At 45.1% G+C, this 12,400-nt stretch carries 9 protein-coding genes and 4 tRNA genes; 1 reads left to right on the forward strand and 12 read right to left on the reverse strand.

Features of this window, described 5'->3' with window-relative positions; translation table 11 throughout:
* Nucleotides 1-47 precede the first annotated feature (47 nt).
* The gene (locus ABMY45_RS16970) at nucleotides 48-1,043 is read left to right on the forward strand and encodes a YncE family protein (protein ID WP_349289225.1); all 996 of its coding nucleotides are present in this window, start codon (nucleotides 48-50) and stop codon (nucleotides 1,041-1,043) included.
* Nucleotides 1,044-1,123: 80 nt separating this feature from the next.
* Here the strand turns inward: ABMY45_RS16970 and nth are convergent, their stop codons facing one another.
* The 12 genes from nth to ABMY45_RS17030 all read right to left on the reverse strand — a co-directional run bounded on the left by nth (nucleotide 1,124) and on the right by ABMY45_RS17030 (nucleotide 11,222).
* Nucleotides 1,124-1,759 carry an endonuclease III gene (nth, locus tag ABMY45_RS16975; protein WP_039491909.1) on the reverse strand — a complete coding sequence of 212 codons (636 nt, stop codon included), beginning with the start codon at nucleotides 1,757-1,759 and terminating at the stop codon, nucleotides 1,124-1,126.
* 99 nt (nucleotides 1,760-1,858) lie between these two features.
* Complete coding sequence (locus ABMY45_RS16980) at nucleotides 1,859-2,557, reverse strand: electron transport complex subunit E (protein WP_174170854.1); 699 nt, start codon at nucleotides 2,555-2,557, stop codon at nucleotides 1,859-1,861.
* Complete coding sequence (gene rsxG, locus ABMY45_RS16985; protein WP_174170853.1) at nucleotides 2,554-3,189, reverse strand: electron transport complex subunit RsxG; 636 nt, start codon at nucleotides 3,187-3,189, stop codon at nucleotides 2,554-2,556. The genes ABMY45_RS16980 and rsxG overlap by 4 nt, the downstream gene beginning before the upstream one ends.
* Complete coding sequence (rsxD, locus tag ABMY45_RS16990; protein ID WP_010607374.1) at nucleotides 3,186-4,247, reverse strand: electron transport complex subunit RsxD; 1,062 nt, start codon at nucleotides 4,245-4,247, stop codon at nucleotides 3,186-3,188. The genes rsxG and rsxD overlap by 4 nt, the downstream gene beginning before the upstream one ends.
* Nucleotides 4,244-6,937, reverse strand: coding sequence for an electron transport complex subunit RsxC (rsxC, locus tag ABMY45_RS16995; protein ID WP_349289226.1), 2,694 nt, complete (start codon nucleotides 6,935-6,937; stop codon nucleotides 4,244-4,246). Before rsxC ends, rsxD begins: the two co-directional genes overlap by 4 nt.
* A gap of 9 nt (nucleotides 6,938-6,946) precedes the next feature.
* Nucleotides 6,947-7,501 (reverse strand): electron transport complex subunit RsxB, encoded by a 555-nt coding sequence (gene rsxB / locus ABMY45_RS17000; RefSeq protein WP_010370380.1) that lies wholly within the window; start codon nucleotides 7,499-7,501, stop codon nucleotides 6,947-6,949.
* A 2-nt stretch (nucleotides 7,502-7,503) separates the two neighbouring features.
* Complete coding sequence (rsxA, locus tag ABMY45_RS17005; protein WP_010370383.1) at nucleotides 7,504-8,085, reverse strand: electron transport complex subunit RsxA; 582 nt, start codon at nucleotides 8,083-8,085, stop codon at nucleotides 7,504-7,506.
* A 598-nt stretch (nucleotides 8,086-8,683) separates the two neighbouring features.
* Complete coding sequence (locus ABMY45_RS17010) at nucleotides 8,684-10,627, reverse strand: GGDEF domain-containing protein (RefSeq protein ID WP_102056243.1); 1,944 nt, start codon at nucleotides 10,625-10,627, stop codon at nucleotides 8,684-8,686.
* A gap of 187 nt (nucleotides 10,628-10,814) precedes the next feature.
* Nucleotides 10,815-10,891: transfer RNA gene (locus ABMY45_RS17015), tRNA-Asn, on the reverse strand.
* A gap of 47 nt (nucleotides 10,892-10,938) precedes the next feature.
* A tRNA-Asn gene (locus tag ABMY45_RS17020) sits at nucleotides 10,939-11,015 on the reverse strand.
* A gap of 34 nt (nucleotides 11,016-11,049) precedes the next feature.
* A tRNA-Asn gene (locus ABMY45_RS17025) sits at nucleotides 11,050-11,126 on the reverse strand.
* Nucleotides 11,127-11,145: 19 nt separating this feature from the next.
* Nucleotides 11,146-11,222 (reverse strand) — tRNA-Asn (locus ABMY45_RS17030).
* Nucleotides 11,223-12,400 lie beyond the last annotated feature (1,178 nt).

Consider the following 12,400-nt stretch of genomic DNA (forward strand, 5'->3'; position numbering starts at 1 on the left):
TAGTGATAAAAACAACAGTACTAGCTAACAGATCAATAGGAGTCAAAATGAGATTGGTTAATTATGTTGTGTATGTGTTCTTATTTGGGTGTTTAATCAGCTTCCCTTCATGGGCTGATACAAATAACTTGTCGGGAACATTGGTTGTTGTAAATAAAAAGGGGGACTCGGTTGATTTCATCGATCTTAGTAGCCGAAAAATTAAGCTGACGCTCGCAACCGGCAGAGGACCACATGAATTAGCAATGAGTGCCGACGGGCATACGGCTGTTGTCACTAATTATGCACGTGGCAATAGTCTAAGTGTTTTTGACGTTCGGCAAGCAAAAAAAGTTAAAACCATTGATTTTTCTCGTTATCCAAGGCCACATGGCGTGTTGTTTTTAAAAGACCAAAAACGCGTTGCAGTATCGTCTGAAGGCTCCGACAGTGTGGTAATCGTTGATATAGAGTCGGGGAAAATTGATAAAGTAATAGCAACAGAGCAAAGAGGCTCTCATATGGTGGCGCTGCCGGCGTCTAGCGAGCGTGTTTACACCACAAATATGCGCGCAGATTCAGTGTCTGAATTAGATGTAAAGTCAGGTGCCTTACTTCGCAAAATTTCAATGCCAAAAGTACCAGAGGCTATCACCATAAATAAAAGTGGCTCAGAGCTCTGGGTTGGTAGCAACGATGATGGCTTAGTTACCGTGTTTGATGTAGCAAATGAGCGTATAATTAAGCAATGGAAAGGCTATAGCTTTCCATACCGTGTGTTACTTACCCGCGATGAGCAGTTTGCTGTGATCTCAGACTATTGGAATCACACCCTTGATGTGATCGATGCAATGCACAAAGAAAAGCTGCGTCAAATAAAGTTTGAGCCGGGAACAGGACCAAAAGGCGTGATCCTCCATCCAGACGATCGCACTTTATTTTTATCCGCTTACCAAAAAAATAAGGTCCTTGTTATAGATATTGTATCTGGCAAAACCTTATTTGAACTCCCTACTGGTAACGGACCAGATGGAATAGGGTATTCAGCAGTGGTATTGCCTTAGGCTAACCATCACGTCGATACGAATGTGGCGTGAAGTAGGAGCTGCTACAAATAAAAGTTGTGCTTATGCTAAAACAAAGATTAGCTATCAGTCTTCTCTTTAAACTCACACAAATCTTCAATCAAACAGCTGCCACATTTAGGTTTACGCGCGGTGCACACATAGCGGCCATGGAGAATAAGCCAGTGGTGGACATCTACCTTAAACTCTTTTGGTACCACCTTTTCTAGCTTTTGCTCGACTGCCACTACATCTTTACCCATAGCAAATTTGGTGCGATTGGAGACGCGGAATATATGGGTGTCTACAGCAATAGTCGGCCAGCCAAAAGCGCAGTTTAAAACTACGTTTGCGGTTTTACGACCAACGCCTGGCAGTGCCTCTAGCGCTTCACGGTTTTCAGGAACTTCGGAGCCGTGTTTGTCGACGAGGATCTGACACATTTTATAGACGTTATTGGCTTTTGAATTAAATAAACCAATGGTTTTGATATAGTCTCTTAAGCCCTCAAGGCCAAGCTCCAGAATTTTCTCAGGTGTGTTGGCAACAGGGAAGAGTTTGCGCGTTGCTTTGTTCACCCCAACATCAGTGGCTTGTGCTGAGAGGGTAACGGCAACTAAAAGCTCGAATGGTGACGAGTATTCTAGTTCGGTTTCAGGGTGCGGATTTTCGTCCCTAAGTCGCGTGAGTATTTCTATACGTTTTTGTTTATTCATAAGATTTACTTGCTAAATTCGATGACGGTAGCATGCAGTTACTTTCATTAAGCAGCGATAGTGACGGTATCGCTGCAAATTGGCATTATTATTACCGCATTAGTTTAAGTTAGTGACCCGTGCTCTAGGACCTTTTACTTCTTCGGCTGTTGGCGCTGCTTTGGCTTTGAGCTGAGCGTCGATAATGTTTTTAGCGGCAATCAAAAAACCAAGGCCCAAAAAGGCGCCTGGTGGCAGGATTGCAACTAAAAATTGATGATCGAATGAGAAGATCTCAATACGCAATACACTTGCCCAGTTGCCAAGGAGTAGCTCGGCACCATCAAATAGTGTTCCTTGACCAATCAATTCGCGCATTGCACCCAGTACAAATAGCACCAGTGCAAAACCCAGCCCCATCATTAAACCATCCCAAACCGATAACAACGGACTATTCTTCGAAGCGAATGCCTCGGCACGACCAATAATGGCGCAGTTGGTCACGATCAACGGTATAAATATGCCAAGGGACTGATACAGACCAAAGGTATAAGCGTTCATGAGTAGTTGAATAACCGTAACAAAGGCGGCGATGATCATCACAAACACGGGAATACGAATGTCTTTTGGCACCCAGTTTCTCACCACCGATACGGTAAAGTTAGAACCAACCAGTACCAGTAATGTGGCAATACCAAGCCCCAAGGCATTGGTTACCGTTGAAGTTACTGCAAGGAGTGGACACAGCCCTAAAAGCTGTACCAGTGCAGGGTTATTTTGCCATGTACCTTCTTGAAAGAGCGATTTAAACTGACTCATTGCGACACCTCGCAAGTATTAGGCGCGTTAAATAGCGCATCAAAATGCGTTTTGGCAAACCATGCGGCCTGATTTACCGAGGTTACCACGGCACGTGGGGTAATGGTTGCGCCAGTAAATGAATCAAATTGACCGCCGTCTTTTTTCACATTCATTTTAGGATCTGCTTCACCTTCAACTTGAACACCGTTGAAAGTCGTTACCCAAGCCGATTTTGCCAGCTCGACCTTATCACCAAGGCCTGGGGTTTCTTCATGGCGCGTTACACGCACACCTGAGATCAGACCTTGTCTATCGATAGCGGTTAAGACATCAATATTGCCACTGTAGCCTTTGGGGGTGATGTGTCTCACTAACAGGGCTGAGGGTTCGCCATTGAGTCTGGCTCTGTAAATGGTGTGCGGGCCGCCAGGGCCGAGTTCTAGTGCGTTGCTGGTGGTGCAATCCAAATACAGTGTATTGTCGTACTTACCTGCTGCAATCACCTGAGAAAGCAGTTGCATCAGGTGCTGCTGCTCTTGGCTGGCAATTTTATCTTTGGTGAGGTCATTAATCAGTGCGACCGCCCCTGTTGTTGCCAGTGCAAATGCCGCGAGGATGAGGCCATTTTTCTGCATCGATTGAATTATCATGATTTTGCTCCATGACCATAAGTACGAGGCTGAGTGTAATGATCGATAAGTGGTACGGCCATATTCATGATCACAACTGCAAATGCAACGGCGTCTGGATAGCCACCAAATTGACGAATAACATAGACTGTTAAGCCGATTGCCGCGCCGTAAATCAGGCGACCTAAGTTAGTGGTAGAGGCCGACACCGGATCGGTGGCTATAAAAAAGGCACCAAGCATAGCGCCGCCACTTAACAAATGGAATAGGGTGCCCGGCTCTGATTCAGGGGCAATGATATAGCCAATTGCGCTAGCAAGGCCAAGACTGGCAATAAAGGCTACAGGAATATGCCAGTTGATCACTTTGGCTTTTAGCAGATAAAGACCACCTAGCAAAAAGGCCAGGTTAACATATTGCCAACCAAGTCCCGCAAGTGCTCCAAAACCCTGCTTATTCATCGCCTCATTCACGGTTAAGCCTTGCGAGACTGCGGTTTTTACCGAGTCTAATGGCGTGGCACCAGTCGCACCGTCAATCACCCCTGCACGCCATACGTCAAGTGAGACACCTTGGCTGGTGGACTCGGTAAAGATCATCGCGAGTTGGTCGACAAAGCTTAGCGACTCTAGCGTGAGCGCTTGAATAGGTGACCATGAAGTCATTTGTACAGGGAAGGAGATCAGCAATAATACATAGGCCGCCATGGCCGGGTTGAAAAGGTTAAAGCCTAGGCCACCGTATAGCTGTTTTACAATTGCGATGGCAAAAAATGCGCCAATGACAGTTATCCACCAAGGGGCTAGTGGCGGAATACTGATGGCCAGTAGCACAGCAGTGAGCCAAGCACTACCGTCGCTGAGGCTGTGCCATATCGCTCGACCTCTTAGCTTTAGCACTAGCGCTTCAGCAAGGCTTGCGGTAATAAGCGCCAAAGCCAACTGGATCAATACACCAAAACCAAAATAGTAGGTTTGGACTAAGATCCCGGGAATACAGGCTGCCATGACGGTCATCATGATTTTGTTGACCGACTTATGGCTATGATTGTGCGGGGATGAGGCCATGGTTAGTTTCATGACGGTTCATTTCCTTCTTGTTCTTTCGCTTGCTTCTTCGCTTTTGCTCTTGCAATTGCGGCTTTAACGGCGGCTTTTTTACGTGCTTCAGGGCTGGCTTGTTGCTGCTCAGATGTGCCCTCAGCACCTTGCTCTGTACCGCTGGAGTCTGTTTCTGATCCCGCCGTTGGCTCATTTGTTTCTTCGCCTTGCTCACTCACGCTTTCGCCAGCTTCTTGTGCCTCTTTAGCGGCTTTTTTGGCCTTAGCTCTGGCAATTGCGGCGGCAACGGCAGCTTTGCGTGGATCTTCCTCGGCGCTTGCCGTTGGAGCGGCTTCTGCTTGTTCGCTCACGCTTGCGCCAGCTTCTTCCGCCTCTTTAGCAGCTTTCTTGGCCTTAGCTCTGGCAATTGCGGCAGCAACGGCGGCTTTACGTGGATCTTCCTCAGCGCTTTCCGTTGGAGCAGCTTCTGCTTGTTCGACTGTGCTCTCGCCAGCTTCTTCAGCCTCTTTAGCTGCTTTCTTGGCCTTAGCTCTGGCAATTGCGGCAGCAACGGCGGCTTTACGTGGATCTTCCTCAGCGCTTTCCGTTGGAGCAGCTTCTGCTTGTTCGACTGTGCTCTCGCCAGCTTCTTCAGCCTCTTTAGCTGCTTTCTTGGCCTTAGCTCTGGCAATTGCGGCAGCAACGGCGGCTTTACGTGGATCTTCCTCGGCGCTTTCTGTTGGGGCGGCTTCTGCTTGTTCGCTCACGCTTGCGCCAGCTTCTTCCGCCTCTTTAGCAGCTTTCTTGGCCTTAGCTCTGGCAATTGCGGCAGCAACGGCAGCCTTTTTATCGCTTGGCGCTGCATTGGCTTCAGGCTCAGCTGTGTCTTCTGCGGCTGCTTTTTTGGCTTTAGCCCGGGCGATTGCAGCAGCTACGGCTGCCTTTTTATCATCTGTTGCTGCTGGCTCAGACTCAGATGATGCTTGGGCTGCGGCCTTTTTCGCCTTTGCACGGGCAATGGCGGCGGCTACTGCGTCTTTTTTATCTGTGCTTTCAGGCTGATCAGTTTTTTCTTCTTTATATTTACGCGCCTGCGCTTTGCGTTTTTCACGCTCTTCTGCAATGGCGCTGTTATCCGGCTCTAATTCGCCGTTCTCACCTCGTTTGGCTTTGGCGCGTGCAATCGCAGCTTGGACTGCGGATTTATCTGACTGCTTATCCTTAACGCGTGAGAGTGCTTCTTGCACTTTTTCTTTATCTGCGGCTCTCGGCGCAGCACCTGCCGAACGGCGTTTATGTTTATTTTGGCGTTCTTCTTGTTCGCGCTCTAAGCGCTCTTTTCTTGCCTCAAAACGCTCTTTAGCACGCTCTGCTTTGACTTGTTCGAGCTTTTGTTCGCGAATGTCGGCTTTGGCTACACGATAGTATTGCACTAAGGGGATTTCGCTTGGACAAACATAAGAGCACGCACCACATTCGATACAGTCAAAGAGGTTGTATTCCTCTAACTTTTGGTACTCTTTGCCTTTAGCAAACCATTGTAACTGCTGTGGTAATAAGCTTTGAGGGCAGGCATCTGCACAGGCACTACAGCGAATGCATGCCTTTTCGTCCCCCGGGATCGCAAGTTCTTGGTTGTCTGGCGCGAGTATACAGTTGGTGGTTTTGACCACTGGGATCCTAACCGATGGCAAGGTAAAGCCCATCATTGGACCGCCCATGACTACGCGCTGCGCCTCTACTGGTGAAAAGCCTTGTGAGTCTAGCAGGTGCTTTATTTCAGTGCCGAGTAAAGCCCACACGTTGCTTGGCTGACCAATGGTATTACCGGTCACGGTAACTACACGCTCAATAAGTGGTTTACCCTCAAAAATGGCTTGCCAAATTGCGAACAGTGTTCCAACGTTCTGCACTAGAACGCCGATATCCGCTGGTATTCCAGCACTTGGTACTTCTTTGGAAGTTAATAGCTTGACCAGTTGCTTTTCACCACCTGAGGGGTATTTGGTTGGCACACTACGGACTAAGATATCCTGATTATGCTGAGCCGCTGCGGTGATCGCCACAATGGCTTCTGGTTTATTATCTTCAATGCCAAACAACACTTTTTGTGGCTTCAATATACCTTGTAGCACTTCGACGCCTGCGATGATTTCTTTGGCGTGCTCACGCATCAAACGATCATCGGCTGTAATATATGGTTCGCACTCAATGCCATTGACGACTAAAAACTCAATGGGCTTTGGGCTGTCTGCTTTGACATAGGTTGGGAATCCCGCACCGCCCATACCGGCAATACCAGCTTGGTGGATAATATCGATAAGCTGTTTGTTATCCAGCGTGCTAATGTCGCTAATTGGGTTCAGTGGTGTCCACTTATCTTCACCGTCTGGGCGCAAAATAATACTGAGCTCAGGTAGCGCGGATGGATGCGCCGACGGCATCGGTTTTATCGCTTCAATGGTGCCAGATGTGGGGGCGTGAATGGGCAGCGACCAGTTCGTGCCTGGAGCCGTCAATGCTTGACCCTTAAGGACGTGATCGCCAGAGTTAACTAACAGGCTACCATTGGCACCAATGTGCTGCTTTAGTGGCAGGATTAGTTTATCAGGCAAAGGTAAACGAGCAATCGGTTGTTGGTTGGATAATGTCTTTTGCTCTGGTGGATGGATGCCACCTGGGAACTGCCACAGTTTTCCGCTTTCTATTTGTTCAAGTAATGTTTCCACTTAAACCTCTTAATCAATCTGTGTCACAGGAATGGCGTCTAGCTGCCACTTCCACGTTTGCTTGGTCTGTGCAACCGGGATCATATCAATACAATCGACCGGGCAGGGCTCGACACACAGATCGCAGCCTGTGCACTCGTCGATGAGCACGGTGTGCATTTGTCTGGTTGCACCAACGATAGCATCCACGGGGCAAGCTTGAATGCATTTGGTACAGCCAATACATTCGTCTTCACGAATGTAAGCCACTTTCTTGACCGGCTCTGCGTCTTCTCCGCCAGCCAGTGGCTTTGCTTCTACGCCCATTAAGTCCGCCAGTTTTTTCACTGTAGCTTCACCGCCGGGAGGGCATTTATTTACGTCATCGCCATTCGCAATCGCTTCAGCGTAAGGTCGACAGCCGGGATAGCCACACTGGCCGCATTGAGTTTGTGGCAGAATAGCGTCTATTTGTTCAACAATTGGGTTGCTTTCAACTCGGTATTTCACTGCTGCATAGCCAAGCACAATACCAAAAATAAGCGCCAGCGCACCCAGTGCAAGTAATGCGTAAAGTAATGTCATATCTAAAACTTAACCAATCCAGAAAAGCCCATAAACGCAAGCGACATAAGTCCTGCGGTGATCATCGCTATCGATGCGCCTTTAAAGGGTGTCGGCACGTCAGCGACAGCCAAACGCTCACGCAAAGCGGCGAATAGCACCAAAACCATAGAAAAGCCAACCGCAGCGCCAAAACCATAGACTGCAGACTCTAAAAAGGTGTGGTCTTTTTTGATATTAAGTAGTGCGACGCCTAGTACAGCGCAGTTGGTGGTGATCAAAGGTAAGAAAATTCCCAGTAACCGATACAAGGTTGGACTGGTTTTACGTACCACCATCTCTGTAAATTGCACAACCACAGCGATAACCAAAATAAAGCTCATCGTTCTTAAAAAAGTGAGATCGAGCGGCAATAAAATATACTGATTGACCAAATAGCTGGTGACTGAGGCTAGCGTAAGAACAAAGGTGGTCGCTAACGACATTCCCACTGCGGTATCCAATTTTCCAGATACCCCCATAAATGGACATAAGCCCAAAAATTGGACTAAAACGAAGTTATTCACCAGCACGGTGCCAATGAGCAACAAAATGTATTCGGTCATTCCTGCCTCTATAACTTATTCACTTTATGCGGGTTTTCCCGTCAAATCGAGGTGATAGTTAACTGTATTAAAGAACTTACTAGGTGCAAGTTTTGACTGGATTTAATTCTGCTAAAAATACTTTTTAGTAGAATTAAACCGATAGCACCGTTCCGCTTTGAATTTTTTAAGTGAAAACATGTGCCTTGCTATCATTTAAGCTAGCGTCTCACATTTTATGAGGCTGTAGCTTGTCATGTAATGCTGACAGTTTTCATTCAGTTATTAGCAAGTAATCCTAATTCAGAGTTTGCTTATCAGGCTAAATATATGATTCTTTAGCAATAAAATCATAGTGATAGAGTGATTTTATTGCTAGATATTGGATTACCGCTAGCGCCGAAATAATCTTCAAGCTTATCTTTGTGAACTTCTTAAGATCCCATGGACAAACTTGAATGATAATTCCTGCCAATAGTAACACAGATTGTAACTGGTGTGGCAAATGATAGTGTGTGAAAGTCAGCGCAATGGCAGCGGGAAAGGGAAGGGCAAATACGTTGCCCTTGGAACTTTCGTTAAACTTGGATAAGGGGAGAATTATCCAAGCTCAGGTTACTTAGATTTCTTTTGGTTTTTCGATGTAATAGCCTTGTACACCGTCCAAACAAAGCGTTTCGACTATGTGTTTTTCTTCTTGGCTCTCGATACCTTCGGCAAATACGTTGACACCGATACGGTGCGCAAGGTCAACCATTAAGCGCATAAAATATTGATTATTCTTGTCTTCTTCAAGACCACGAGTATAGCTTGCATCCATTTTGATATAGTCAGGCTTTAAGTCTCTAAAAAACTTAAACGACGTTAAACCCACACCAAAACGCTCAACGGTGATACGAGCGCCGGCACGATGCACCATATCAATAAAGCGCTTACTGGCTTTAATATTTTGCTGTAAGCCAAACTCGCTAACTTCAAATACCAGTTTAGAGGCGAGATTGGTTTCTTTTAACAAACGACGCTCTAACCAGATCACAAATTGATCGTTATGAGCGCTCGATGCGGTGACATTGATCCCAAAATACTTTTCATTAAAGTTACGCGTTTTGATAAGTTCTAGCGAGGTGTCGATGATCAGCTGATCAATCTCGATGGCCATTTCCAGCTTTTCCGCCATGGCAAGGAAAGAAGCCGTTGGTAGCATCTGTCCTTCTTCAGTTTTGAAGCGAGACTGGATCTCAGCATAGGCCTTAGAATTTTTACCAATTGGCATGATATTTTGCATCATCAAGCTAACACGTTTGCTGTTGATCACATCGCGGATCACGCGACGCCAGTTTTGGTTGCCAAATCCAGCACTAACATTATTCACTAGGTCAGATTCACGCTGAATATGCCAAGCATTGGCTTGCTTGCTTTGTGCCATACTCATGGCATTATCAACAACCGAGAGTAGCTCTCCAAGTGGTTTACCGTTCTCGTAAGGTACAATCCCAGTGTTTGCAACCGATGATAGTTCTTGGTTTTGCTGGAACTGAGTAAAACGCGCTTGCAGTGTTTCACCAAACTCTTCCGCTTCTTTACTTGGCACATTGGGTAAGATCACTGCAAAATCGGAACTATTTAAACGGAACACCTGGCTGCCGGCATAAGTACCTGTAACGTGTTTGATGATATCCGATACCGACTTAATGTATTCATCACCTTTTTGATAACCACGAGTTTGGTTAATGACCTGCAATTCAGAACAGCGGATCATCGCCAACGAGCCAAATGCCTTTTTAGCTGATGACTCGATATACTGCTCGTAATGTTCAACGAACATATTGCGGTTGCCAAGATCGGTGACTACATCTTTATACGCTTCTTGCTTGATAGTGTGAGCGGCATTTTTAATGTCTTCTTGCTTTGACTTTAAAAAGCTAGCTAATCGTTTAAAAGAGGGGACTAAATCATGCCCGAGTTCCGCCACTTTGCCATCATTAAAATCAAACTCAATATTGTCGGTAACTTGGTTTTGTGTGATGTATGAATCTACCGCACTGGCCACGGTCATACTGACGTTGCGATTGAGCTTCTTATAGACGCCTTGCATAAAGAAAACAGGAATAAAGGCAACTAGCGCTGAAATAACGATAAGTAGCAGTAGGGCTTGTTGTAGTAATTGCGCCTGACTTTGTGCATTGATCAAGAATTCAATTTTGATGTCTTTGGTATCGTTAACAGCAAATTGGGGGCGAATAGCATTGATATTTGATTCTATGAGTTCGGCGATAAAGGGGAGGTTGCTTGGTGTGTTGACTTGCAAAACAGTTTGGCCGTCAAAGTCTCGTACGATAAAAGTTGAGAAAACATCCCCGCTATTTAAGGCCTGACGGATATGTTCAGGAGTAACTTCAGTGAGTTTCTTATCCTTTATATACTCTGTCACCATGGTATGGGCACTTTGTTGTGCTTTGTTGATTGCAGAGTCAAAACTTGTTGCGAAAAAAAAGCTACCAATCAAGGAGAATAATAGCCAAGAGGTGACTTGGAGTACGATAAGTTTTTTAAAACCAGCCATAGTACGCTTCTTAAAGAGAGTTATTCCATAGTATCGGGTGCATTGCCAATTTCTTTATCAAATTCATCGGTTTGATTTTTGTCTGGTCGATAAATTGCAGAGAAGGTTGTTATTTGGGCAAATGCAGTGAGAATATTGCTTGTAGAGTAGTGTAAATGCTGGAAAAAGTCTAATGCTTTCGTGGAATTGGCTCCCCCTCCCCGACTCGAACGGGGGACCTGCGGATTAACAGTCCGTCGCTCTAACCAACTGAGCTAAGGGGGAACAATTTGGAACTTTAGGAATGCTCTTTTGAGCACTATCTTATTGATTGGCTCCCCCTCCCCGACTCGAACGGGGGACCTGCGGATTAACAGTCCGTCGCTCTAACCAACTGAGCTAAGGGGGAACTACAATAAAATGTTGACTTTCCGGTGAAGGAGTGGCTCCCCCTCCCCGACTCGAACGGGGGACCTGCGGATTAACAGTCCGTCGCTCTAACCAACTGAGCTAAGGGGGAATAGTCAAGTGTGAGAATTTGGCTCCCCCTCCCCGACTCGAACGGGGGACCTGCGGATTAACAGTCCGTCGCTCTAACCAACTGAGCTAAGGGGGAAGCGTATCTCTCAACGGGGCGAAATATTAATGACGACATTGCAAGGTGTCAACCACTAAAATCACAGAAACGTAAAAAACTCTACTAAGCGATGAATTAATGCGCTATTTGTTGGCTTTTTAGCTTGTTTAGTATTATTGATATAGGTCCTGTTGACCTTTGCGGTTTGATTTTTGTTCCCCTGAGTGGGTTTTGAGCGCGGCGCTCGACTTGCCGCCTAGTAATCTAAGCAAAAGTTGAGTGATAGGTAATTTATCATCGTTAATATAATGACTCTTAGCGAGTTTCGGTTTCAAAAACCTCATATCATGAAGAGCTGCAAAATATGAAATAGAAGCTGTTGTATAAAATTCCTAAATCATCATGTAGGGGGATGTCGAATAAAATTAACATATACAGTGTTTACTGTTTATCTATACAGTGATATATTCTGTTTAATGTATTTTTTGAACGTTTTGTTTGAATTATATCCCTAACTGCTCATTTTATGATGTTTTCTTGAGATCTTTAAATCATTGCAATTGTCACGTGAATGAGATCAATGAGCATGAATAGTGTGATATTGATAATCTCTATTTAAACGCGGTGTAGCAAACAGTAAGTAGTTACTATCGTCAAAGTGAGAATCAATAAATTAATAAAAAGTTCAATTAAAACAGTTGTATATGTGATCCTCGTTATTTTTAGTAGCTAGATGCTTTTTACTTCCAGAAGCAAGGTTAGTCTAGAGATCTAAATTGATCCAGTTGTTGTTTTAAGAATGATCACACTAAACTCGCCGTTGATCAAAATTACTCCAAGCTGAAAACCTTTATTCTATTGGCTTGGAGCGACTTATCCACGGAATCTGTGGATAACATTGTTTATTATTATTTGAGAAGTATTGCAAGACTATGAAATTAGGGCGCTGCAGCCGTTTCAAGTAAAATTCGATAAATATTTAATTTCAACAATATCAATAGGTTATATTTGATTGGTTATTTTTGTTTATTTGTTGCTCAGTGTGAAGCTTTTATGAACTTTTTACCTTTTTGGTTGTGCAAAAAACATGCTACTTTGCAAGCGAGGTTGTAACTTTTTTGTCAAAACTTACTGAATCGTTATTTTCAACACTAAACCTTAATCCTGTGACGTAACACAAGCTTTTTATAGGTAACTGTTGCTAATTTAGACTTTAT

Origin of the sequence: Pseudoalteromonas sp. XMcav11-Q, assembly GCF_040104525.1 — a bacterium.
Lineage (GTDB): Bacteria > Pseudomonadota > Gammaproteobacteria > Enterobacterales > Alteromonadaceae > Pseudoalteromonas.